The following is a 22,627-nucleotide window of genomic DNA, read 5'->3' as shown; positions in this document are numbered from 1 at the left end:
TCGGTGGCCGTGGGTACCGGCGCCGCACTCGGTCTGGCGGGCGCGCTCTTCCAGTCCGTCACCCGCAACCCCCTGGGCAGCCCCGACGTCATCGGCCTGGGCGCCGGAGCCGGGGCGGGCGCGGCCTTCGCCGCCCTCGTCCTGCCCGGCGTCATCCCCGTACCGCTGGGCGCGCTGGCCGGTTCCGCCCTGGCCATGGTCCTCGTGGCCACGGTGACGGGGACCGGCCTGCGCCACCCCGGCCGCCTGATCGTGGCCGGTATCGGCGTGGCCGCCATGGCGCAGGCCTTCACCCACTTCGTCGTGTCGGTGATGGCCCGCGACCAGGCCGACGTCCTGGCCTCCTACGTCAACGGCAGCCTGGGCGCCCGCTCCTGGGAGCACGCCACCACCATCTGGGCGGTCCTGATCCTGGTGCTGCCGTTCGTGGCGGCACTGGCCGGACCGGTCACCGTCAACGAGATGGGCGACGAGCTCGCCGACGCGCTCGGCGCGCGGGCCGCTCCCACCCGCACCGCCGCCGTCTGCCTGTCGGTGGTGCTGTCCGCCGCCGCGGTGAGCGTGGCCGGTCCGATCGCGTTCGTGTCCCTGACCGCACCGCAGATCGCGCGCAGGCTCTCCGCGGCTCCGGGCCCCAACCTGGTGCTGTCGGCCCTGGTCGGCGCCCTCCTGCTGGTGGCGGCCGACCTGGCCGTGCAGCGGTCCCCGGTCGGGGAAGGGCTGCCGGTCGGTGTCTTCACCATGGCGCTCGGCGGCGTCTACCTGGGCTATCTGCTGGTTCGTGAATGGCGAAAGGGTGTGCTGTGAGTCTGGTGCTGTCCGCGGAGGAGCTGACCCTGGGATACGGGGGCGAGCCGGTCGTGCGGGACCTCGACCTCGGAGTGGCCGAAGGCGAGTTCACCGTCATCGTCGGCCCCAACGGCTGCGGCAAGTCCACCCTGCTCAAGGCCCTGGGGCGGGTGCGCAAACCGCTGTCGGGCCGGGTGCTCCTGCACGGCCGGGACGTACGAGTCCAGCGTGCCAAGGCGGTCGCGCGCCAGATGGCGCTGCTGCCGCAGAGCCCGGTCGCTCCCGAGGGCATCTCCGTGCGGGCCCTGGCGGCGCGCGGCCGGTTCCCGCACCACACGCTGGTGCGGCAGTGGAGCCCGCAGGACGAGACGGCGATCCAGCGCGCGCTGGAGCTGACCGGGCTGGCCGACCTGGCCGACTCCCAGGTGGGGTCGCTCTCCGGCGGCCAGCGCCAGCGTGCGTGGGTGGCGATGGTCCTGGCCCAGGACACCGACGTCCTCCTGCTGGACGAGCCCACCACCTTCCTGGACATCGCCCACCAGTACGACCTGCTGGAGCTGTTCGCCGAACTGCACCGCCAGGGGCGCACGGTGGTCGCCGTCCTACACGACCTGGCCCAGGCCGCCCGGTTCGCGACCCGCCTGGTGCTGATGGAGGGGGGCGGCGTGGTCGCCGACGGCACCCCGGAGCAGGTGGTCACCGCGCCCCTGGTGGAGAAGGTGTTCGGGCTGCCCTGCGACGTGGTGCCCGACCCGCGCACCCGCACTCCGCTGGTCATCCCGCACGAGAGGGGGTACGGCGCCGGAGGCATCGGTTGAGGGTGCCCCACCCTTCCGCGAGGCGGCCCCGGGCCCGGTACGGTCGACATGACAGGGAGGAGCGGAGGATGGAGACGACACCGGAACGGACCTCGCGCCCGGCCGGGGAGGCACCGACCCCGCGCGCCACGCTCCTGGTCGTCTACACCGACCGGGTCGAGGAGTGCCGCGCCTTCTACGCCGGGCTGGGACTGCGGTTCGTCCGTGAACGGCACGGGAGCGGACCCGAGCACCACGCGGCCGAGCTGCCGGGCGGCATGGTCCTCGAGATCTACCCGGCCACCCCCGAACGCTCCACGGGCGCGGTCCGGCTCGGGTTCACCGTGGCAGGAGACCGCGCCACACCGCCCCTGGAACCCGGGCGACGCGTCCTCACCGACCCCGACGGGCGCAAGGTCGACCTGCGGATCGTGTGAGCGGGAGGGGACACCGAGCGCGCGTGCGTCGGGTACCAGCCGGTCGGTATGCTGTCCCGGCCGGTGTTTTCCGGCGCATGACGGGGCACGAGGTGGGGCAGGACATGGCGCGAGCACAGCGGACGGCGGAGACCGACACCCAGAACGGATCCGTGCCGGAGCGGTTGCTCGGGGCGGCGACCCGGTTGTTCGCCTCGAACGGCTACGAGGGCACCTCGGTCCAGGAGGTCGTGGTCGCCGCGGGCGTCACCAAGGGCGCCATGTACCACTACTTCGGCTCCAAGGACGACCTGCTCTACGAGATCTACGCGCGCGTGCTGCGCATGCAGACCGAGCACCTGGTGCGGATCGCCTCCCGCGACGAGCCGGTGACCGACCGGGTGCACGCCGCCGCGGCCGACGTCATCGTCACCAGCGTCGCCAACATGGACGACACCGTCATCTTCTTCCGCTCCATGCACCAGCTGAGCGAGGACAAGCAGAGGGCCGTGCGCGCCGAGCGGCGCCGCTACCACGAGATCTTCCGTGACATGGTCGCCCAGGGGCAGGCGGAGGGCGTCTTCCGCGACGACGTCTCCGCCGACCTGGTCGTGAACTACTTCTTCGGTTCCGTACACCACCTGAGCACCTGGTACCACCCGGGCGGCCCGCTCGGCGGCGAGGACGTGGGACGCCACTTCGCCGACCTGCTCGTGGCGGGGTTGCGCCCCGGAGCCTGAGGGCGGGGCGGGGGCGACCGGGGTGTGTCCACACGCCACGACCCCGCTCCCGGCACCACGGCGGAGCGGCCGCGGTGACAGCGGGAACGGGATCGTCGGACGGTGTCGGCGGCGCCGCACCGGCGGCGCCACCGGCCTAGCGGTACCTGCGCAGCTCCGCGCGGCCCAGCGAGCGCAGGTGCACCTCGTCGGGCCCGTCGGCCAGCCGCAGCGACCGCACGCCCGCCAGCCACCCGGCCAACGGCAGGTCCTGGCTGACCCCGGCCGCGCCGTGCGCCTGGATGGCCCTGTCCAGGATCCACTCCACCGTGCGCGGCGTGGCGATCTTGATCGCCTGGATCTCGGTGTGCGCGCCCTTGTTGCCGACCGTGTCCATCAGGTACGCGGTCTTGAGCACCAGCAGTCGCAGCTGCTCGATGGCCACACGGGCCTCGGCGATCCACTCGCGGACCACGCCCTGGTCGGCCAGCGGCCGTCCGAACGCCACCCGGTCCAGCACCCGGCGGCAGGTGAGCTCCAGGGCGCGCTCGGCCATGCCGATGCTGCGCATGCAGTGGTGGATGCGGCCCGGCCCCAGCCGGGCCTGGGCGATGGCGAACCCCTCGCCCTCGCCGCCGACGAGGTTCGCGGCGGGCACCCGCACGTCCTCGAACACGACCTCGGCGTGTCCGCCGTGGTCGCTGTCGTCGTAGCCGTACACCGTCATGCCGCGCCGGACGGTCAGGCCTGGGGTGTCGCGCGGCACCAGCACCATGCTCTGCTGTCGGTGCCGTTCGGCGTCGGGATCGGTCTTGCCCATCACGATGAAGACGGCGCACTCGGGGTTGAGCGCACCGGTGATGTACCACTTGCGCCCGTTGACGACGTACTCGTCGCCGTCACGGACGATGCTGGTGGTGATGTTGGTGGCGTCGGAGGAGGCCACCGCGGGCTCGGTCATCGCGAACGCCGACCGGATCTCGGCGTTCAGCAGCGGCTCCAGCCAGCGCTCGCGCTGCTCGGGGGTGCCGAACATCGTCAGCACCTCCATGTTCCCGGTGTCGGGCGCGGCGCAGTTGAGCGCGATCGGGGCCAGGCGCGGGCTGCGTCCGGTGATCTCCGCCAGCGGCGCGTACCGCAGGTTGGGCAGCCCGCCGTGCTCGGGGTGCCCCGCCAGGAACAGGTTCCACAGGCCACGCTTCCGGGCCTCGGCCTGGAGCTCGCGCACCACCGGCGCGGTCGACCAGTGGTCCTCGCGCTCGGCCAGCTGCTCCTTCAGGACGGCCTCGGCCGGATAGACGCGCTCGTCCATGAAGGCCAGCAGCCTCTCACGCAGCTCCTCGGTCTCCCTGTCGTGGGCGAAGTCCATCTAGTCCTCCTTGAGCATGGTGTGCGCGCGTTCCACCAGGGGAGCGACGACCTCGCCGATCCGGTCGAAACCCGCCCCGACGGTCAGGCCCTGGCTGTGGCGGAAGTGGATGCCCTCGGCGATCACCGCGAGCTTGAAGCAGCCCAGGGCCACGTACCAGCCCAGGCGGGACACGTCGCGGCCGGTGGCGGCGGCGTACATGCCCACGAGTTCCTCGGGGGAGGGGTAGCCCTCGGCGGAGACGGCGGACTCGGCGCCCACGCCCACGGGCTGCTCCTGGTAGACGAGCATCAGGCCCAGGTCCACGAGCGGGTCGCCGAGTGTGGCCATCTCCCAGTCCAGGACCGCGCTGATCCGCCCGCCGGGGGTGACCAGCACGTTGTCCAGGCGGTAGTCGCCGTGCACGATCGCGGGCGCCGACTGCTCGGGCAGCGTCGAGGAGAGCCTCTCGTGCAGCGCGTCGATGCCCGGGATGTCCCGGCTGCGGGAGGCGTCCAGCTGCTTGCGCCAGCGGCGCACCTGCCGCTCCAGGAAACCCCGGGGACGGCCGAAGTCGCCCAGCCCGACCTCCTCGGGCGCCACCGCGTGCAGGTCGCCCAGGGTGGTCATCAGCGTCTCGGCCACCCGGCGGACGGCCGCCGCGCCCAGCGGGGCGATCTCGTCCCGGGTGCGGAAGGGGGTGCCCTCCACGTACTCCATGACGTAGAACGGCGCGCCCAGCACCTCGGTGTCCTCACACAGCACGTGCGTGCGGGGGACGGGCACCGCGGTGTCGCGCAGGGCCGTCATCACCCGGTACTCGCGGGGCATGTCGTGCGCGGTCGCCAGCACGTGGCCCAGCGGCGGTCGGCGCACCACCCAGCTGCCGGTGCCGTCGGTGACCACGTAGGTCAGGTTGGACTTGCCGCCCGCGATCATCCGACCTTCCAACGGACCCGAGACCAGGCCGGGCACGGCCGAGTCCAGGTAGGCACGCAGGCCCGCGGTGTCCAGGCCGGGCAGGTCGCCGCCGGTGCGTTCGTCGCTCACGACTCCCCCTCGAAGACCTTTGCCTGGAGGCGGCGCATCCCCGCGAGCCAGCGGTCGGTGTCGTCGGCCCGGGCCGCGTAGTAGTCGGCGACCTGCGGATGCGGCAGGATCAGGAAGCGCCCGTCGGCCAGGCCGACCATCACCGCGTCGGCGACCTCCTCGGGGGTGATCGCCTCCGGGGCCAGGATGGCCTTGCCGGTGTCGCCGCTGCTCTCCAGCAGGTTGGTGCGCACCCCCAGGGGACACACGCACTGCACGGTGATCCCGCGGTCCCCGTAGGTGGCCGACATCCACTCGCCGAAGGCCAGGGCGGCGTGCTTGGTCACCGAGTACGGCGCGCTGCCCAGCATGGTGAGCAGGCCCGCGGCCGACACGGTGGTCAGGAAGCGGCCGCGGCCGCGTTCCAGCCAGCCGGGCACCAGTTCGCGTGCGGCGCGCACGTGCGCCATCACGTTGACCTGCCAGGCCAGGTCCCAGTCGGCCTCGGGGGCGTCGGGGCCGCCACCCACGCCCACGCCCGCGTTGGCCACGTACAGGTCGATGCCGTCCAGGTGCGCCCCGGCCTCGGCCACGAGCGCGGTGACGCCCGCCTCGCTGGCGGCGTNCCGCCCCCCCCGCCGATCTCGGCGGCCACGGCCTCGGCGGCGCCCGCGTCCAGGTCGTTGACCACGACGCGCGCCCCGGCCCCGGCGAGTCTGCGGGCGATCGCGGCGCCGATCCCGTTGCCCGCGCCGGTGACGACGGCTCCGGTGTCGGTCAGGTCCATGTCACACACCTCCGGTGAGGGTGAGGCCGCCGTCCAGGACGAGCGTGCGGCCGGTGACCCAGGAGGCGTCGTCGGAGAGCAGGAAGGCCACCGCGCCCGCGACGTCCCCGGGCTCGCCCAGGCGGCCCAGGGGGTACTGGGCGGACACCTTCTCCTCGCGGCCCTCGTAGAGCGCCGAGGCGAACCTGGTCTTGACCACGGCCGGGGCGACGCCGTTCACGCGGATGTTCGGTCCCAGCTCGACGGCCAGTTCCTCGGTGATGTGGATGAGCATGGCCTTGGTGGCGCCGTAGAAGCCGATGCCGGGGGAGGGCTTGGTCCCGGCCACGGAGGAGACGTTGACGACGGCGCCGCCGTGCTCGGCCATCCAGGCGTGGTAGGCCCTCTGCGTCCAGGAGATCGCCGACAGGGCGTTGACCTCGAAGATCTTGCGGGCCGCGTCCAGGTCCAGGTCGACCATCCGTCCGTAGACCGGGTTGATGCCGGTGTTGTTGACGAACATGTCGACGCTGCCGAAGGCTTCCAGGGTGGCGGCGATCGCCGCGTCCTGGTGCTCGGGGTCGTCGGCCCGTCCGGGGACGCCGATGGCGTGCTCGGGCCCGCCCAGGGCCTTCACGGCCTCCTCCAGGGGCTCGGGCTTGCGCGCGGTGACGCACACGCGCGCGCCCTCGTCGACGAGCCGCTGGGCGATGGCCAGGCCGATGCCCCGGCTCGCACCGGTGACGATGGCGGTCCGGCCGCCGAACCGGGATGTCATTCCGTTCTCCTTAAACCGACTAGTCGGTATGCCACGGAGACTCTATGTCCAGGTGGGTGCGTGCCGCAAGGGGCACCGCGTGCGGCCACGCGCCACAATGGAGGGTGGGTCAACGATGTCCTCCCGCGGACCGAGAGGTGATGCTGCCATGGCGACCGACGTGGTCGACGTACCGGACCAACGACGTTACGAGATCAGGGTCGACGGGGAGGTGGCCGGGTTCGCCGAGTACATCCTCACGGAAGGGCTGGTCACCTTCACCCACACCGAGATCGACCCCGCCCACGAGGGGCGCGGGCTGGGCGGAGCCCTGGTCCGTGAGGCGCTGGACGACGTGCGCTCGCGGGACCTGGACGTGTTGCCGCTGTGTCCCTTCGTCAAGGGCTGGATCCAGCGCCATCCCGACTACACCGATCTCGTGTACCACTCCCCGGCCGAGTAGCGGCGGGCGGGAGGGGCCGCGGCCGGAGGCCACGGGGAACGCCGCTCGGTGGCCCCAGCCCGTGTGGTCGACGCGGACGCGCCCGCGTCGACCACACGAGCCCGGCAGATCGGACATATCACGATCTACACTGTCAAGGTGCCGCTTCTCTAGACAGTGATGTCAAGGGTGAGCTTGCCGATGGTGCCCCGGGACCGCAGCGCCTCATGTGCCCGCGCGGCCTCGGCCAGGGGGTAGGACCCGCCCAGAACCGGCCGGAGGCCCCCCTCGGCCACCAGCGTGAACAGCTCGGCCATCGCCAGGTTCATCACGTCGCCCGGCAGCTGCCACACGTGCGGCAGCCACATGCCGCCCACCGTGGTGGAGTGGCGCATGAGGTTGGCGGGCTGCACCGGGCTGGGCAGCTCCCGTGAGGCCATCCCGTAGAAGGCCAGACGGCCGAACGGGGCCAGGGCCCGCACGCTCTGGTCGGTGACTCGGCCGCCGACCATGTCCAGGACGGCGTCCACGCGCCGCCCGCCGTTGGCCTCCGTCAGCGCCTCGGTCATGTCGGGCGCGGTGGAGTCCACGACGGCGTCCGCGCCCAGCTCCAGGGCCAGTGCGCGCTTGTCCTCGCTGCTGGCCACGGCGATGACGCGTCCGGCGCCGAACCGCTTGGCCAGCTGGACGGCGAGCGTGCCCACGCCGCCGCCCGCGGCGTGCACCACGACCGACTCGCCCGGATCCATCCGCACGGACCTGCGCAGCAGCACCCAGGCGGTGGCGCCCTGGACGATCAGGGCGAGGGCGTCCTCGTCGGAGACCCCGTCGGGGATGTCGAAGGACATGGCGGTGTTGGCGACGGCCCTCTCCGCGTAGCCGCCGCTGGTGGTCAGGGCGACGACGCGGCGGCCGTCGGGGGTACGTCCGGCGATCTCCATACCGGGGACCAGGGGGAGGGAGGCCGGGGCCAGGTAACTGTTCTCCGCCTGATGGGTGTCGGCGAAGTTCACCCCGGAACGGGTGACGTCGACCAGGACCTCGCCGGGGCCCGGCTCGGGGTCGGGCAGTTCGGTGGGGGTGAGGACCTCGGGTCCACCGAACTCGGTGATCTGGATGGCGCGCATGGCGACCCTTCGTTCGTGTGTTCATACCGACCGGGTGGTATGTTACCGGCCGGAAACCACGGAACGGGCCCGGAGTTCCGCCTGGTCGGACGGTCGGTCCGTGGTGAAGATCCGGGAACACCGCGCCGCGGCTGGTTTCGGAGGGTCTTGCGCCCGTTTACCTAACCTTGTTAGGTGGGGGTGTCGCGAACCGATGGGGAGGACGCACGTGGACGCCGAGCGCACAGTGACGACAGGGTCCGGACGGGTTCGGGGCGCCGCCTCGCCGCGCTCCGAGAGCGGCGGGGTCACCGTCTACCGGGGCCTTCCCTACGCCGCCGCCCCCTTCGGGGAACGCCGCTTCGCCGCCCCCGTCCCCGCGCCCGCCTGGGACGGCGTGCGCGACTGCACCTCCTTCGGCCCGCCGCCCCCGCAGGGCAACCAGCTCCTGGGCGCCGCGCCCTGGAGCCCGGAGACGTCCCTGGACTGCCTGTCGCTCAACGTGTGGACCGCCGCCCGGGAGGGCGACCGGGCCCCCGTGCTCGTGTGGATCCACGGCGGCGCCTACATCGTCGGCGCCGCTTCGGAGGTCACCTACGACGGCACCAGGCTCGCCGAGAGCGGCCTCGTCGTGGTGGGGATCAACTACCGGTTGGGTTTCGAGGGCTTCGGTCACGTGCCGGGCCGCCCCGACAACCGCGGCCTGCTCGACCAGACCGCCGCACTGCGCTGGGTGCGGGAGAACGTCTCCGCCTTCGGGGGCGATCCCGACAACGTGACGGTGGCGGGGGAGTCCGCCGGCGCCGGGTCGGTGGCGTGCCTGATGGCCTCCCCGGCCGCCCACGGGCTCTTCCGGAGGGTGATCGCGCACAGCGTTCCCGGGGACATGCTCACCCGGGACACGGCGCGGTCCGTCTCCGAGCGGATCGCCGGGGCCGCCGGGGTGCCGCTGGAGGCCGACGCCCTGGCCGCGCTGCCGCCGGAGAAGCTGCTGGAGGCCACCGACGCGGTGCTGTCCGCCTCCCCGCCGGGGAGGTCCGGCGGTGTGCGCACCAAGCCCTTCACCTGCTTCGCGCCCGTGGTCGGCGGCCCCGAACTCCCCGAGGCCCCGCTGGAGGCGGTCGCTCGCGGCGCCGCCTCCGGGGTGGATCTGCTCGTCGGCCACAACGCGCACGAGTACCGGCTGTTCACCGAGCTGGGGCAGAGCGTGGAGATCGACGGGGAGTCCTCCCTGGCGGAGACCGCCTCCCGGCTCGGGTTGGGGGAGGAGGCGGTGTCGGCCTACCGCTCCGTGCACCCGGGGGCGACTCTGCGCGAACTGTACGCCGCGATCCAGGGAGACGCCCTGTTCTCGGAGTACACCGTGCGCTTCGCCGAGGCGCACGCCGCGGCGGGGGGCCGTGCCCACTTCTTCCGGCTGGCCGCGGAGAGCCCCGCGATGGAGGGGCGGCTGGGTGCCTGCCACGCTTTCGACCTGCCGTTCGCGTTCGGCAACCTGGACACCGACTTCGGGAGGTTCCTGCTCGGCGGCGAGCCCAGCGACGCCCATCGGGCGCTGTCGGGGCGCATGGTCGCGGCCTGGCGTGACTTCGCCGCCACCGGTGACCCGGGTTGGCCCGCGGTGACGGCCGAGGCCACCGCGGTCAAGGTGTGGAACACCGACGACCTGGTGCACGCCCGCGACACCTCGCCCGTGCGCGAGCTGTGGGCCGGGGTGGCCCTGGCGCCCAGGTAGGCGGTCCGCGCCGGGGCGGCGGCCGGACGTCACTCGGCCCAGGGCAGGGGAACGGGCCGCTCCTGTCCCACGACGGTGGCCCGTCCTCCGGGCACCATGCACACCAGCGCCTCGCCGGATTCGTCGGGGGTGCGCACCTGGCGGACCGCTCCGGCGGGGATGTGGGCGGCCTGGCCCGAGGTCACGGACGCGTTCCGTCCGTCGACGCTGACCTCGAACCGTCCGGAGACGGGCATCCACACCTGGTCCCGGTCGATCACGTGCTCGGGGGAGGCCGCTCCGGGGTCCATGCGTACCCGCCAGGTGCTCAGCTGCTGGCTGCCCTGGCTGGGTCCGGCCAGGGCAGCCATGGTTCCGGCGGGCGTCGTGGTGGTGCGGGCCTCGGTCTCGTCGATGATCCTCATGTGCTCACGTCCTTCTCGTGGGATGGGGCTGTGCGTCCTGTTGCGCCCTGCGAGTAAAGCTCCTTTACTCAGAGAGTAAAGCTTCTTTACTCATGTGTGTCAAGATGGGGTCATGAACGACGATCCCCTAGAGCGCACCGAGTTGACCTTCCTCCTGGGTATGGCCTTCCAGCTGGTGCTGGGCGAGTTCGTGCGCGGAGTCGACGCCGAGGGCTACCGGGAACTGCGGCCGATCCACGGATTCGCGTTCCAGGTGCTCCGGAACGGCGGCGCGACCAGCACCGAGCTGGCCGAGCGCCTGGGCGTCACCAAGCAGGCCGCCGGGCAGATCGTCACCCACCTGGAGGAACGCGGGTACGTGCGGCGCGTGGAGCACGCCGGGGGTGGGCGCCGCCGTCTGGTCGTCCTCACCGACCGGGCACACGAGCACCTCGCCGTCGCGGGCCGGGTCATGCGCGCGCTGGAGGAGAGGATCGGCGAGCGCCTCGGTGAGGGCGGACTCGCCCACCTGCGCGGTGAACTCGCCGAACTCGTCCGGGGTCTGGCCGGGGAGGAACTGCCCCCGCTGCGTCCCGTCTGGTGAGGCGGTGGCCGGTTCGTCGTCTTCGTCCAGTTTTATCCCGGAGTCGGTAAAGGTTGGGAAACCCCTCCGCGCTCTGCCCGGGACCGGCGGGGAATGCGGGCATCCTCGCAGGTAGGAGTGGGTGGCGCCGGTGTCCGGGGCGCATCGGGGACGACCTTCCGGTGCGGGGCGTGGCCACCGGCTGGCACCACCCCGCCGGAGGTGCGCGATGACCACGAACGTCTTCGTCCTGGGGCTCGACGACCAGAACCGGGAGGTCCTGCTCTCCCTGCCCGCTGACCGCGACTACCGCTTCCTCCAACTGCTCGACCTCGACGAGATCGGCCAGCACCGGGAGGTGGACATGCCCGGAGTCCTCGCCCTGGCGGCCGGGAGGCTGAACTCCTTCGAGGGCACGGTCGACGCGGTCATCGGGTTCTGGGACTTCCCGGTCAGCTCGCTGGTGCCGCTGCTCTGCCAGGAGCGGGGACTGTCGTGCGCGCCCCTGGAGGCCGTCATCCGGTGCGAGCACAAGTACTGGAGCCGTCTGGAGCAGCGCGCCGTCATCCCCGAGGCCGTGCCCCGGTTCGCCGAGGTCGGCCTGGACACCACGGTCAAACCGGAGGGGCTCTCCTACCCCGTGTGGATCAAGCCGGTGAAGTCGTTCTCCTCCGAACTGGCCTTCCGGGCCGTCGACGACGCCGGGTTCCGTGCGGCCATGGACAGGATCAGGGCGGGAGCCGGACGCCTCGGCACGTCCTTCCAGTGGGTCATGGACCGGCTGCGGCTGCCACCGGAGGTCGCCGGGTGCGGGGGCACGGCCGCACTGGTCGAGGAGGAGGCCACGGGGGACCAGCTCACCGTCGAGGGCTACGTCCGTGACGGCGTTCCCCACGTCTACGGGATCGTCGACTCCCACCGCTATCCGGGCACGTCGAGCTTCCTGCGCTACGAGTACCCGTCCACGGTGCCCGAAGCGGCGGGCGAACGCCTGACCGCGCTGTCCGAACGCGTGATCTCCCGGGTCGGCCTGGACAACGTCACCTTCAACATCGAGTACTTCCACGACCCGCGCAGCGGCGACATCCGGCTCCTGGAGATCAATCCGCGCCACTCCCAGTCGCACGCCAGGCTGTTCGAGCTCGTACGCGGGGTGTCCAACCACGAGATCTGCCTGAGGGTCGCCCTGGGGCAGGAGCCCGAGCTGGAACGCGGAGGGGAGCACGCGGTGGCCGCCAAGTGGTTCCTGCGCCGCTTCCGCGACGGCTTCGTCGCGGCGGTGCCCACGGAGGAGGACGTCGCGCGCGCGGAGAAGACGGCACCGGGTACGAAGGTGGAGATCGTCGCGCGCCAGGGCCAGCGGCTCTCCGAACTCCCCTTCCAGGACAGCTACAGCTTCGAGCTGGCGCACGTGTTCGTGGGTGGTCGGGACGGCGTGGAGTGCGAGCGCAGGTACCGGGACTGCGTGGCGGAACTGCCCTTCACGATCTGGGACGACGACGGCGAGGACCGAAGCGGGAGGACCAGGTGATGAGAACCGTCAGCGAGCTGCCCCACGAGATACGCGAGGACGAGTACGTCCAGATCCGTCTCAGTGACGGGATCCGGCTCGCCGCACGGATCTGGCGTCCGGTGGGGAGCGAGAGCGATCCGGTACCGGCGGTCCTGGAGTTCATCCCGTACCGCAGGCGCGACCTGACGGCACAGCGCGACTCGATCCACCATCCCTACATGGCCGGACACGGGTACGCGTGCGCCCGCGTGGACCTGCGCGGCAGCGGCGACTCCGAGGGGGTGCTCACCGACGAGTACCTGGAGAGCGAGCTCTCGGACGCCGAGGAGGTGCTCGCCTGGCTCGCCGACCAGCCCTGGTGCGACGGCCGCACCGGCATGATGGGCATCTCCTGGGGTGGGTTCAACGCCCTCCAGGTCGCCGCGCGGCGGCCCGAGAGCCTGCGCGCGATCGTGACGGCCAGCTCCACCGACGACCGGTACTCCGACGACGTGCACTACATGGGCGGGTGCCTGCTGGGGGACAACCTGTCCTGGGCCTCCACGATGTTCGCCTACAACTCCTGCCCGCCCGATCCGGACCTGGTCGGTGAGCGGTGGCGCGACATGTGGCACGAGCGGCTGGAGCACAGCGGCCTGTGGCTCGACACCTGGCTGCGGCACCAGCACCGGGACGCGTACTGGAAGCACGGTTCGGTGATCGAGGACCTGGGCGCGATCCAGGTGCCCGTCATGGCCGTCAGCGGGTGGGCCGACGGCTACTCCAACTCGGTCTTCCGGCTGCTGGCGGGACTGGGGGTGCCCTGCCTCGGGCTGCTGGGCCCCTGGTCGCACAAGTACCCGCACCTGGGCCAGCCCGGACCCGCCATCGGTTTCCTCCAGGAGATGGTGCGCTGGTGGGACCGCTGGCTCAAGGGCGTCGACAACGACGTGATGGACGCACCGATGCTGCGGGCCTGGATGCAGGAGAGCGTGACGCCCTCCACCTCCTACGAGGCCCGGCCGGGGCGCTGGGTGGGTGAGCGGGAGTGGCCGTCGCCCGACGTCGTGTTCGTGCCGCGCGCGCTGGGGGTGGGCCGTGTGCTCGGGGAGGGGGAGCCCTCGGGGAGGGAGGAGGCCCTGACCCTGTCCTCGCCGCTGTCCACCGGGCAGCACGCGGGCAAGTGGTGTTCGTACAACGCGCCTCCCGACCTGCCCTACGACCAGCGTGAGGACGACGGCGGGTCGATCGTCTTCGACAGCGTGCCGCTCCCCGAGCGGTTGGAGATCCTCGGCTCCGTGGTGGTCGACCTCGAACTCTCCGTGGACCGCCCGGACGCGATGGTCGCGGTACGGCTGTGCGACGTGACGCCCAAGGGGCAGGCCACGCGTGTGACCTACGGTTTGCTGAACCTCACCCACGTCAACGGACACGAGCGGCCGGAGAAGCTGGTGCCCGGTCGCAGGTACCGGGTCTCGGTGCCCCTCAACGGTGTGGCGCAGGCCTTCCCGCCCGGACACCGGGTGCGGATCTCGGTGTCCACCTCCTACTGGCCGCTCGTGTGGCCCTCGCCCGAGCCGGTGACCCTCACCGTGTTCCAGGGGGAGCACACCCGCGTACACCTTCCGGTGCGTCCGGCCGAAGGCGGCGACGGCCGGGAGGTGGCGCCCTTCGGTGAGCCGGAGGGCACCGCGCCGATCACCACGAGCCGGATCGAGCCGGGTGAGGAGCGGTGGGACCTGACCCAGGACCTCGTGCACTACGGGGCCGCGCTGGACGTGGTCAAGGATCTGGGGACGGTGCGCTTCGACGACATCGGGCTGGACGTGACGCGGCGCGCGGAGGAGTGCTACAGCCGGATCGGTGACGACTACGACTCGGTCCGGGGGCAGGCGACGTGGACGATGGGCTTCACCCGTGGTGACTGGTCGGTGCGGACCCGGACCAGTACGGTACTCACGTCCACGGCGACCGACTTCCACCTGCACGCCACGCTCGACGCCTACGAGAACGGCGAACGTGTGGCCACGAAGATCTACACCTCGGTGATTCCGCGGGACGGCGTCTGAGCCCGACGGGGGTGTCCCTCCCTTTCGCGGAGTGCCCTAGGCGGGCGGTGGTGGGTGACGGGTTGGGGGTGCTGCGCCGGAGGTGTCGGTTGAGGGTGGTGGCCCGCTCTGGCGCGGAGCGCCCCAGACGGGCGGTGGTGGGTGACGGGAGGGCCTTCCGCCACCCACGGACGGAGACGGTTCCTACTTGCCCAGACCCGCGCGGCGCAGCGCGTCGGCCATCGCGCCCTGCGGGGCGGCGTTGGAGCGGTTGTCCCGGCCGCGCCCGCCGCCGTTGCCCCGACGATTACCGCCACCGCCGCCACGACGGCGGTCGCCACCGCGGTCGCCGCGCTCGGCGCCCCGACCACCGCGGGCCGGAGCCTCGTCGTCCAGGCGCATGGTCAGAGAGATGCGCTTGCGCGGGATGTCGACGTCCTGCACCTTCACCTTCACGATGTCGCCCGGCTTGACCACGTCGCGCGGGTCCTCGACGAACTTGTGCGAGAGCGCCGACACGTGGACCAGGCCGTCCTGGTGCACGCCCACGTCCACGAACGCGCCGAACGCCGCCACGTTGGTGACCACGCCCTCCAGGATCATGCCCTGTTCCAGGTCGTCCAGCTTCTCCACGCCCTCCTTGAAGGTGGCGGTGGTGAAGGCCGGACGCGGGTCGCGGCCCGGCTTGTCCAGCTCGGTGAGGATGTCGGTGACGGTCGGCAGTCCGAAGGTGTCGTCCACGAAGTCCTGGGGGCGCACCTGCGAGAGCAGCTTCTTGTTGCCGATCAGCGACGGCAGGTCGGTCTGCACCCGGTCCAGGATGCGCCGCACCACCGGGTAGGCCTCCGGGTGCACCGCCGAGGCGTCCAACGGGTCGTCGCCGCCGGGCACGCGCAGGAAGCCCGCGCACTGCTCGAAGGCCTTCGGGCCCAGGCGCGGCACCGAGCGCAGGGCCTCGCGCGTGCGGAAGGGGCCGTTGGCGTCGCGGTGCGCGACGATGTTGCGCGCCAGGGTGGAGGTCACGCCCGAGACCCGGGTCAGCAGCGGCACCGACGCGGTGTTGACGTCCACGCCCACGCCGTTCACGCAGTCCTCGACCACGGCGTCCAGGGAGCGCGACAGCTTGCCCTCGGCCAGGTCGTGCTGGTACTGGCCCACACCGATCGACTTGGGGTCGATCTTGACCAGCTCGGCGAGCGGGTCCTGGAGGCGGCGGGCGATGGAGGCGGCCCCGCGCAGGGACACGTCCAGGTCCGGCAGCTCCTCGGAGGCGTAGGCCGAGGCCGAATAGACCGACGCGCCCGCCTCGGAGACCATCACCTTGGTGAGCTTGAGTTCCGGGTGGCGCCTGATCAGGTCGGCGGCGAGCTTGTCGGTCTCGCGGGAGGCGGTGCCGTTGCCGATGGCGACCAGTTCCACGGCGTGGGCGGCGCACAGCCTGGCCAGACTGTCGATGGAGCCGTCCCAGTCGCGGCGGGGCGCGTGCGGGTAGACCGTGTCGGTGGCCACGACCTTGCCGGTGGCGTCGGTGACGGCGACCTTGACGCCGGTGCGCAGGCCCGGGTCCAGGCCCAGGGTGGCGCGGCTCCCGGCGGGGGCGGCCAGCAGCAGGTCGCGCAGGTTGGCGGCGAACACGTTCACGCCGTCGTCCTCGGCACGCTGCCACAGCCGCATGCGCACGTCGATGTCCAGGCGCACCAGGATGCGGGTGCGCCAGGCCCAGCGCACGGTGTCCTGGAGCCACCGGTCGGCGGGGCGTCCGCGGTCCACGATGCCGAAGTGGTGGGCGATCGCGTTCTCGTAGGTGCTCCGGGGGACGGTGCCGTCCGCGTTCTCGGCGGGGGCCTCCTCCGGCTCCAGGCTGAGGGTGAGGATCTCCTCCTTCTCACCCCGGTACATGGCCAGGACGCGGTGGGAGGGGAGCTCGGTGAGGGGTTCGGAGAACTCGAAGTAGTCGGCGAACTTGGCGCCCGCCTCCTCCTTGCCCTCGCGGACGGCCGAACCCAGACGGCCCCTCTCCCACAGGCGCTCACGCAGGACGCCGGTGAGGTCGGCGTCCTCGGCGAAGCGCTCCACCAGGATGGCGCGGGCCCCGTCCAGGGCGGCCTTGACGTCGGCCACCTCCCTGTCGGGGTCGACGTAGGCGGCGGCGACCTCCCGGGGGTCCTGGGTGGGGTCGGCCAGCAGGCCCTCGGCCAGGGGTTCGAGCCCGGCCTCGCGGGCGATCTGCGCCTTCGTGCGCCGCTTGGGTTTGTAGGGGAGGTAGATGTCCTCCAGGCGGGCCTTGGAGTCGGCCGCCTGGATGCGGGCCTCCAACTCCTCGTCCAGCTTGCCCTGGGAGCGGATCGACTCCAGGATCGCGGTCCGGCGTTCGGCCAGCTCCCGCAGGTAACGCAGACGCTCCTCAAGGGCGCGCAGCTGGGCGTCGTCCAGCGCGCCGGTGGCCTCCTTGCGGTAACGGGCGATGAAGGGCACGGTCGACCCGCTGTCGAGGAGTCCGACTGCGGCGGTGACCTGGTGCGTGCCCACGCCGAGCTCCTCGGCGATGCGCTGGTCGATCGTGGGTGTCACAGGGGTCGTCACTGGTTCAACGTCCACTCTCTGGCTGTTCGGTGCGCAGACATTCTGATGGCGGGGAAGGACATTGTCATCCTGGCGGGCCCCGTGTCCCGGTTCGTGCGGTGTGTCGGTGGTCTCGTGCCGGGGCTCTCGGGGAAGGCGCCGGACGCTGGGGAAGGGCTTGGGCGGGGCACGGCCTCGGCGGTCCGGGGGCGGGGCCGTTCGGTCACCGTACGGCGGGACGGGTTCGGGCGGGTCGGTTTCGCAAAGAACGGGGGTGCGGGGCCACCGCTCCCGGGGCCGGGTTCTGCGGTCGGGAACGTGGAGGCTCGGGGCTCCGCGACCCGGGGCCGTGTCGCCCGGTCCCCCTTCCGGGAAAGCGGTCGTGCTTCCAAGAAAGCAGAGGGGGCCGCCGCGCGGTAGCCCCCCGTGGACGACTGTGGACAACCGCGCGGCGGCCCCTCGCACTCGTGGACACCGGGGCCGGGACCCGGTCAGCCGTCGGTCTCGTTCAGGTAGTCGGGGGCGTAGTACTCGTCGAGGGGGAGTGGACCTCGGTAGCCCTGGCACATGCACTGGCGGTAGGTGGAGCTGGCCTGTCCGGTCCAGCGGCCGGGGATGACCACCTGGGTCTGGCACTTCTTGGTCTGCTGGTCGTGGAAGACCAGGTGGTGGCCGCATCCGCAGAACGGCTGGGGGTTCTGCGGGGTGTTCAGGGCTTTGGCCCGCTCCTGCCTGCGCTGCTGTTCGAGGGCCTGGCGTGCCTGGCGCCTGTTCGCCAGTCGGCCCAACAGGAAACCGCCGAGCGCGATCGTGGCTCCGAAGACCATGGAGACCGGATCCATCCGGCGACACCTCATTCCTTGATCCGGGACCCGCCCCGGAGCCCGGGGCGTACGTCCCCATTGTCGCCTATGACGGGCTTCCCGTGCGGCGCGGTTCCTTTCGCGCGGACCTCGCCGTAGGTGACGTCGACGCCTCCGAAAGTAATACAGAGAAAGCTTTGCATGCCTATCTTTGCAAAGGAGTCTTTGTCATACGGTGGTGGCACCCCCGAATCCAGGAGGACACCATGACCACCGAACCCTCCGCCGCACCGCCGCGTACCGAGCGCCTCGGCGGGATCTTCCACCGCTTCTGGGCGGCCGGAACCCTCACCAACCTCGGCGACGGCATGCTCGCCACCGCCCTGCCGCTGATCGCCGCCACCCTCACCCACGACCCGCTCGCCGTCTCCGGTCTGGTGGTGGCGCGGTACCTGCCCTGGCTGCTCGTCGCGCCGTTCGCGGGAGTGCTGCTGGACCGGGTCGACCGTCTCCGTGCCATGGCGGTCTCCAGCACGGTCGCCGCGATCGCCGTCGCGGCCCTGGCCGTGGCCATCGCCACGGGTGGCGCCACCCTCTGGGCCCTGTACGCCACGATCTTCGTGGTGATCTGCTGCGAGACGGTCACCGACCCCGTCACCCGGATCACCGTGTCGCGGATCGTGCCCGGTCGCCTGCTGGACCATGCCAACAGCAGGCTGGAGGGTGGTCGCCTGGTCGCCCAGGACTGTGTGGCCACCCCCGTCGCCGGTGTGCTCTTCGCGGTCGCCGCGGTCCTGCCCGTTGCCGGAACGGCCCTGTCCTACGCCCTGTGCGCCGTGCTCGTGGTGACCGTCGCCCTCATGCTGCGGCGCGCTTCCGGCCTCGCCGAGTCCACCGAGACCACGGAGAGCGGTGAGGACACGGAGTCCGGCCAGGGTGTACTGCGCTCCCTGCGGGAGGGCTTCGCCTACGTCTTCGGCCAGTCGCTGACGCGGGGCCTGGCGTTCAACAACGCCGGAATGATGATCGGCATCCAGATGGCCACCTCGGTGATGGTCCTCTACGCCCAGGACGTGCTGGGCGTTCCCGAGGCCCTGTACGGGCTCTTCCTGGCCTCGATCGCGGTCGGAGGCGTCCTGGGGTCGGTGCTGGCCGCACGGCTCGTCGCGGGCCTCGGCCGCAGGACGGCCATGATGGGCGGCTACCTGGGGATGGGGGCGTGCCTGTTGGTGGTCGGCCTGGTGCCCCACGCCTGGTTCGTCGCGTTCGTCTGGGGGCTGTTGGGTCTGTGCATGACGGTGACCAACGTTTCCGGTTCCCTGTTCTTCCAGGCCGTGGTCCCCTCCCGCGTGCGCGGTCGGGCGGGCGCCGCCTTCCGCATGGTCGGCTGGGGGCTGTCACCGGTCGGCGCGCTGCTGGGCGGTCTGCTGGGCCGGATCGACCTCGCCCTGCCCTTCCTGGTCGGCGGGCTGGTCATGGTGGTCACGCCCCTGGCCTTCCGCGGGGCCGTCGCCGAGTGCGCGCGGTTGTCCGACGAGGCGGTCGCGTCCGCTGGTGACGACGACCGCTGACCCCGCCGCGTTCCAGGAGGAGCCCACGTGTGCCAGCAACGCCAAGAAAGCTTTGCAGCGAACTGTTTGCGGAAGGGTTCTCGCAGTACGGTGAGGTCCATGACCGACGACGACCCCGACGTCCCCTCCGACTCCCATGAGCAGATGCGGGTCAGCGCCCAGGCCCTGCGGGGCCTGGCCCACCCCCTGCGCGCCCGCCTGCTGGACGAACTCAGGCTCAACGGCCCGGCCACCGCCACCATCCTGGGCCAGCGCCTGGGGGAGAGCAGCGGCGCCACCAGTTACCACCTGCGCCAACTGTCCCGCTACGGCTTCATCGACAACCCACCCGGGCACACGGGCGGACGCGAGCGCTGGTGGCGGGTACGCCCCGGCGGTTGGAGCATGTCGGGGCACGAGTTCCTCAGCAACCCGGAGACCCGTGTCGCCGCCCAAGCCGTCCTCGGCCGTCTCTACCAGCAGAAGCAGAAACGGTTCCGGGACTGGACCACGCTGGTCCGTGACAGCCCGGACCTGCCCGCGGTACGGCGCTGGAAGGACGCCGCCACCGACTCCACGAGCCACGCCCGGATGACCCCGGAGGAGGCGGCCGAGTTCGCCGACGCGCTCAACGACTTCCTCAGCTCCTGGGGGAAACGTTTCCAGGGGCGGACCCCCGAGAGCCATCCCGACACCGACGTCGTCCAGGTGGACACCGCCCTCTTCCCGATCCTGCCCGAGGCCGGGGGCGGGTCGGACGGGGCCGCCGCCGAGGAGGACTGACCGCCCCGACGGCGTCCCCTCAGGCCTCGCGCAGCCTCTTCAGCGCGGCCACGTCGGCGGCGTGCGGACCGGCCGGGCCCGGGGTCTCCAGGACGAGCGGCACCCCGGCGCTCACCGGGTGCCGGAACAGCTCACCGAACGGCTCCGCGCCGATGTGCCCGGCGCCGATGTTCTCGTGCCGGTCCCGGCAGCTGCCGCACTCGGCCTTGGAGTCGTTGCAATGCACGACCTTCAACCGGTCGGCGCCGACCACCTCGTCGAAGCGGTCCAGGGCCTCGCGCATGCCCTCCACCGTGGAGATGTCGTGCCCGGCGGCGAACATGTGCGCGGTGTCCAGGCACACGCCCACACGCGGGTGCCACTCCAGCACCTCCAGGTAGGCGGCCAGGTCGTCGATGGTCGCGCACAGCACCTGGCCCTGACCGGCCATCGGCTCCAGCAGCACCGGCGGGACGTCCTCGCCCAGCTCCTCCAGGAGCGGCATCAGCCGTTCGCGGGTGCGCGACAGGCCGGTCTCGCGCCCGCCCGAGACGGCCGACCCGGTGTGCACCACCGTGCCCAGCGCGCCGATCTGGCCCGAGCGGCGCAGCGCGTGCTCCAGGGAGCGCACCGACTTGGCCGCCGTCTCCTCGCTGGGGGTGCCCAGGTTGATCAGGTACGGGGCGTGCACGAACACGGGCAGGTCGGTGCGCTCGCGCATCCGCGCGTCCTGCTCGGGGTCGCCCCCGTTGGTCGCCCACCCGCGCGGATTGGACACGAACACCTGAACGGTCTCGGCGCCGATCTCCTCGGCGTAGGCCAGGCCCTTGGTGGCCATGCCGCCCGCGACCGGGACGTGCGCGCCGACCGGGGACGGGGGTCGCTGCTGCTCACTCTTCTTCATCGACAGACAAGCGTAGAGGCAGGTACGAGCGGGCGGTCCGTGCCGGTACTCACACCGGTCGGCCGGAACGCGGTGGTGCCCGCGTGGCGCCGGGGCCGTCGGCCGCACCTCGGACTCCCCACGGTGCGGCCGAAGCGGCGTGCGTTCCCGGGTCACCAGCCCCCGGTCGGGATCGGGCGGTTGGAGTGGAACATCCCGCGCGGGTCGTGGGCGGCCCTGACCCGGGTGAGCCGCGCGCGGTCGCGGGCATCGAAGACCTCGCGGACCTCCTGCTCGTCCATCGGCCCGAAGCCCAGCGTGAACGAGCGCCCGACCGCGTGCTCGTCGAACAGCGCCACCGCCTCCTCGCGCAGCTCACGCATCGCCTCGGTGTCCTCCGCCTCCTCCGGGTTCTCCGAAGCCCCGGTGCCGGCGAAGGTCATGACCGTCAGCGAGTACGCGGCGCCGCGGTGCCCGACCGCGTTGGCGGTCTCCGGTCCGCGCGCCAGGGCGCCGCCCAGGTGGCGCAGCGAGACCACGCAGAAGAACGGCGCCGCACCCGTCATCCGGGTCAGCTCGGCCAGAGCCCCCTCGTCCAGCCCGTCCACCAGCACGTTGCGGCCCCGGAACCCCGCCGGATCGTGGTGCTCGTCGAAGACCGCGCCCGACTCGGCGTAGGGCAGCTCCCGCAGGGTGTCCATCAGCACCGGAGCGGCCGAGCGCAGCGGTTCCACCACCTTCGGCCCCTCCTCCGGCGGTCCCGACCACGCCAGCGACACCTGGGCCACCTGGCGGCCCCGCATCGGTCCGGGAACGCCTTCCACGTCCGGATAGACCAGCATCGACACCCCCGACGTCAGCTCCTCGGGAACCGACGCGGTCCAGCGCCGCCAGACCTCCAGCGCACCGGGTTCGGCGGTGACGTCCAGGAACAGGCTTCCGCCGTAGACCCGGGTGACCGGGAACAGACCGACCTCCATCCCGGTGACCACCCCGAAAGCGCCCGCACCGCCGCCGCGCAGCGCCCAGAACAGGTCCGGGTCACCGCCCTCGGTCACCTCGCGCAGGCGACCGTCCGCCGTGACCAGGTCCACGCGCCGCACGTGGTCGGCGGCGAACCCGTACCGGCGGGCCAGCAGCCCCACTCCGCCGCCCAGCGTGTAGGAGACCGCGCCCACGCTGGGCGCGCTGCCCGACAGGGGCGCCAGCCCGTGGGGAGCGGCGGCCTCGATCACCGCCTGCCAGGTGGCCCCGGCCCCCACCCACGCCGTGCGCCGGTCGGGATCCACCCGCACCCCGTCCATGCGCCGGGTGGCGACGAGGACGCCGCCCTCCATGCCCGCGCCCAACCCGTGCCCGGTGAGCTGGGCCGCCACGCGAAGACCGCGCTTCGCCGCCCAGGCCACGGCCGCGCGCACGTCACCGGCGTCGGCGGCCTCCACCACGGCGTCGGGCCGGTGCCGGTCCAGCCGCTGCATCCCCGTACGCGTCGCGTCGTAGGCGTCGGTTCCCGGCGCGTGCACCGGCCCGCTCACGTGCCCGGCCAGGTCCGCCGCCATGTCCGTGNCTCGTCGTCTCGCTCATGGCGGCCACCGTAGGAAGCATCGCGGTCACAACACGGCCGCGATGTCTGGCAGTCTGCGTCCATGAGTGGATC

At 72.2% G+C, this 22,627-nt stretch carries 20 protein-coding genes and 1 pseudogene; 11 read left to right on the top strand and 10 right to left on the bottom strand.

Annotated elements, in window-relative coordinates:
• The 4 genes from D455_RS0127615 to D455_RS0127600 all read left to right on the top strand — a co-directional run.
• The coding region (locus tag D455_RS0127615) for a FecCD family ABC transporter permease (protein WP_017573892.1) at positions 1-807 on the top strand (807 nt) is incomplete at its 5' end.
• Positions 804-1,607 carry an ABC transporter ATP-binding protein gene (locus tag D455_RS0127610; protein ID WP_017573891.1) on the top strand — a complete coding sequence of 268 codons (804 nt, stop codon included), beginning with the start codon at positions 804-806 and terminating at the stop codon, positions 1,605-1,607. The genes D455_RS0127615 and D455_RS0127610, both read left to right, overlap by 4 nt.
• Positions 1,608-1,675: 68 nt before the next feature.
• Positions 1,676-2,023: a VOC family protein gene (locus tag D455_RS0127605; protein ID WP_017573890.1), complete on the top strand. Its 348-nt coding sequence runs from the start codon at positions 1,676-1,678 to the stop codon at positions 2,021-2,023.
• 104 nt (positions 2,024-2,127) lie between these two features.
• The gene (locus D455_RS0127600) at positions 2,128-2,742 is read left to right on the top strand and encodes a TetR/AcrR family transcriptional regulator (RefSeq protein ID WP_026123041.1); all 615 of its coding nucleotides are present in this window, start codon (positions 2,128-2,130) and stop codon (positions 2,740-2,742) included.
• 136 nt (positions 2,743-2,878) lie between these two features.
• Here D455_RS0127600 and D455_RS0127595 read toward each other — a convergent pair whose 3' ends face one another.
• The 4 genes and pseudogenes from D455_RS0127595 to D455_RS0127580 form a co-directional block, all read right to left on the bottom strand.
• Positions 2,879-4,090 (bottom strand): acyl-CoA dehydrogenase family protein, encoded by a 1,212-nt coding sequence (locus D455_RS0127595; protein WP_017573888.1) that lies wholly within the window; start codon positions 4,088-4,090, stop codon positions 2,879-2,881.
• Positions 4,091-5,119, bottom strand: coding sequence for a phosphotransferase family protein (locus D455_RS0127590; protein ID WP_017573887.1), 1,029 nt, complete (start codon positions 5,117-5,119; stop codon positions 4,091-4,093).
• Positions 5,116-5,885 (bottom strand): annotated as a pseudogene (locus D455_RS31905) (SDR family oxidoreductase). The gene D455_RS0127590 and the pseudogene D455_RS31905 overlap by 4 nt, the downstream one beginning before the upstream one ends.
• Before the next feature lies 1 nt (position 5,886).
• Positions 5,887-6,642 (bottom strand): SDR family oxidoreductase, encoded by a 756-nt coding sequence (locus tag D455_RS0127580; protein ID WP_017573885.1) that lies wholly within the window; start codon positions 6,640-6,642, stop codon positions 5,887-5,889.
• Positions 6,643-6,790: 148 nt separating this feature from the next.
• Between D455_RS0127580 and D455_RS0127575 the strand changes: the two genes are divergently transcribed.
• A complete protein-coding gene (locus tag D455_RS0127575; protein WP_017573884.1) occupies positions 6,791-7,084 on the top strand; it encodes a GNAT family N-acetyltransferase in 294 nt (97 codons plus the stop codon).
• Between the two features lie 149 nt (positions 7,085-7,233).
• Here D455_RS0127575 and D455_RS0127570 read toward each other — a convergent pair whose 3' ends face one another.
• Positions 7,234-8,190 (bottom strand): quinone oxidoreductase family protein, encoded by a 957-nt coding sequence (locus D455_RS0127570; RefSeq protein WP_017573883.1) that lies wholly within the window; start codon positions 8,188-8,190, stop codon positions 7,234-7,236.
• A 208-nt stretch (positions 8,191-8,398) separates the two neighbouring features.
• Here D455_RS0127570 and D455_RS0127565 point away from each other — a divergent pair, with 208 nt between their 5' ends.
• Entirely contained in the window at positions 8,399-9,904 is a 1,506-nt protein-coding gene (locus tag D455_RS0127565; protein WP_017573882.1) for a carboxylesterase/lipase family protein, read from the top strand.
• A gap of 29 nt (positions 9,905-9,933) precedes the next feature.
• Here the strand turns inward: D455_RS0127565 and D455_RS0127560 are convergent, their stop codons facing one another.
• Positions 9,934-10,308, bottom strand: a complete 375-nt coding sequence (locus D455_RS0127560; protein WP_017573881.1) for a cupin domain-containing protein — start codon at positions 10,306-10,308, stop codon at positions 9,934-9,936.
• A 112-nt stretch (positions 10,309-10,420) separates the two neighbouring features.
• Between D455_RS0127560 and D455_RS0127555 the strand changes: the two genes are divergently transcribed.
• From D455_RS0127555 to D455_RS0127545, 3 genes are all read left to right on the top strand, one after another.
• Positions 10,421-10,891 carry a MarR family winged helix-turn-helix transcriptional regulator gene (locus D455_RS0127555; protein ID WP_017573880.1) on the top strand — a complete coding sequence of 157 codons (471 nt, stop codon included), beginning with the start codon at positions 10,421-10,423 and terminating at the stop codon, positions 10,889-10,891.
• A gap of 208 nt (positions 10,892-11,099) precedes the next feature.
• On the top strand, positions 11,100-12,401 hold the full coding sequence (locus D455_RS0127550; protein ID WP_017573879.1) for an ATP-grasp domain-containing protein: 1,302 nt from the start codon (positions 11,100-11,102) through the stop codon (positions 12,399-12,401).
• Positions 12,401-14,431 (top strand): CocE/NonD family hydrolase, encoded by a 2,031-nt coding sequence (locus D455_RS0127545; RefSeq protein ID WP_017573878.1) that lies wholly within the window; start codon positions 12,401-12,403, stop codon positions 14,429-14,431. The genes D455_RS0127550 and D455_RS0127545 overlap by 1 nt, the downstream gene beginning before the upstream one ends.
• Positions 14,432-14,614: 183 nt before the next feature.
• Here D455_RS0127545 and D455_RS0127540 read toward each other — a convergent pair whose 3' ends face one another.
• Both D455_RS0127540 and D455_RS0127535 read right to left on the bottom strand, forming a co-directional pair.
• Positions 14,615-16,981, bottom strand: coding sequence for a Tex family protein (locus tag D455_RS0127540; RefSeq protein WP_017573877.1), 2,367 nt, complete (start codon positions 16,979-16,981; stop codon positions 14,615-14,617).
• 482 nt (positions 16,982-17,463) lie between these two features.
• The gene (locus D455_RS0127535) at positions 17,464-17,814 is read right to left on the bottom strand and encodes a hypothetical protein (protein ID WP_017573876.1); all 351 of its coding nucleotides are present in this window, start codon (positions 17,812-17,814) and stop codon (positions 17,464-17,466) included.
• A gap of 227 nt (positions 17,815-18,041) precedes the next feature.
• Here D455_RS0127535 and D455_RS0127530 point away from each other — a divergent pair, with 227 nt between their 5' ends.
• Both D455_RS0127530 and D455_RS0127525 read left to right on the top strand, forming a co-directional pair.
• Positions 18,042-19,346: an MFS transporter gene (locus D455_RS0127530; RefSeq protein WP_017573875.1), complete on the top strand. Its 1,305-nt coding sequence runs from the start codon at positions 18,042-18,044 to the stop codon at positions 19,344-19,346.
• A 99-nt stretch (positions 19,347-19,445) separates the two neighbouring features.
• Positions 19,446-20,108, top strand: coding sequence for a winged helix-turn-helix domain-containing protein (locus D455_RS0127525; RefSeq protein WP_017573874.1), 663 nt, complete (start codon positions 19,446-19,448; stop codon positions 20,106-20,108).
• 19 nt (positions 20,109-20,127) lie between these two features.
• Here the strand turns inward: D455_RS0127525 and D455_RS0127520 are convergent, their stop codons facing one another.
• Both D455_RS0127520 and D455_RS0127515 read right to left on the bottom strand, forming a co-directional pair.
• A complete protein-coding gene (locus D455_RS0127520) occupies positions 20,128-20,991 on the bottom strand; it encodes a deoxyribonuclease IV (RefSeq protein WP_017573873.1) in 864 nt (287 codons plus the stop codon).
• Between the two features lie 152 nt (positions 20,992-21,143).
• Positions 21,144-22,529, bottom strand: a complete 1,386-nt coding sequence (locus D455_RS0127515; protein ID WP_017573872.1) for an FAD-binding oxidoreductase — start codon at positions 22,527-22,529, stop codon at positions 21,144-21,146.
• Positions 22,530-22,627 lie beyond the last annotated feature (98 nt).

Origin of the sequence: Nocardiopsis halotolerans DSM 44410, assembly GCF_000341065.1 — a bacterium.
Classification (GTDB): Bacteria; Actinomycetota; Actinomycetes; order Streptosporangiales; family Streptosporangiaceae; genus Nocardiopsis; species Nocardiopsis halotolerans.
Note: the sequence above shows the minus strand (reverse complement) of the source record. Positions and strands in the feature narration are given on the sequence as shown.

What these genes read in the sequence shown, in the direction of transcription:
- D455_RS0127605 (WP_017573890.1), top strand. Translation starts at nt 1,676, where the DNA reads ATGGAGACGACACCGGAACGGACCTCGCGCCCGGCCGGGGAGGCACCG.
- D455_RS0127545 (WP_017573878.1), top strand. Translation starts at nt 12,401, where the DNA reads ATGAGAACCGTCAGCGAGCTGCCCCACGAGATACGCGAGGACGAGTAC.
- D455_RS0127560 (WP_017573881.1), bottom strand. Translation starts at nt 10,308, where the DNA reads ATGAGGATCATCGACGAGACCGAGGCCCGCACCACCACGACGCCCGCC.
- D455_RS0127535 (WP_017573876.1), bottom strand. Translation starts at nt 17,814, where the DNA reads ATGGATCCGGTCTCCATGGTCTTCGGAGCCACGATCGCGCTCGGCGGT.
- D455_RS0127570 (WP_017573883.1), bottom strand. Translation starts at nt 8,190, where the DNA reads ATGCGCGCCATCCAGATCACCGAGTTCGGTGGACCCGAGGTCCTCACC.
- D455_RS0127595 (WP_017573888.1), bottom strand. Translation starts at nt 4,090, where the DNA reads ATGGACTTCGCCCACGACAGGGAGACCGAGGAGCTGCGTGAGAGGCTG.
- D455_RS0127520 (WP_017573873.1), bottom strand. Translation starts at nt 20,991, where the DNA reads ATGAAGAAGAGTGAGCAGCAGCGACCCCCGTCCCCGGTCGGCGCGCAC.
- D455_RS0127515 (WP_017573872.1), bottom strand. Translation starts at nt 22,529, where the DNA reads ATGGCGGCGGACCTGGCCGGGCACGTGAGCGGGCCGGTGCACGCGCCG.
- D455_RS0127600 (WP_026123041.1), top strand. Translation starts at nt 2,128, where the DNA reads ATGGCGCGAGCACAGCGGACGGCGGAGACCGACACCCAGAACGGATCC.
- D455_RS0127555 (WP_017573880.1), top strand. Translation starts at nt 10,421, where the DNA reads ATGAACGACGATCCCCTAGAGCGCACCGAGTTGACCTTCCTCCTGGGT.
- D455_RS0127580 (WP_017573885.1), bottom strand. Translation starts at nt 6,642, where the DNA reads ATGACATCCCGGTTCGGCGGCCGGACCGCCATCGTCACCGGTGCGAGC.
- D455_RS0127550 (WP_017573879.1), top strand. Translation starts at nt 11,100, where the DNA reads ATGACCACGAACGTCTTCGTCCTGGGGCTCGACGACCAGAACCGGGAG.
- D455_RS0127525 (WP_017573874.1), top strand. Translation starts at nt 19,446, where the DNA reads ATGACCGACGACGACCCCGACGTCCCCTCCGACTCCCATGAGCAGATG.
- D455_RS0127575 (WP_017573884.1), top strand. Translation starts at nt 6,791, where the DNA reads ATGGCGACCGACGTGGTCGACGTACCGGACCAACGACGTTACGAGATC.
- D455_RS0127530 (WP_017573875.1), top strand. Translation starts at nt 18,042, where the DNA reads ATGACCACCGAACCCTCCGCCGCACCGCCGCGTACCGAGCGCCTCGGC.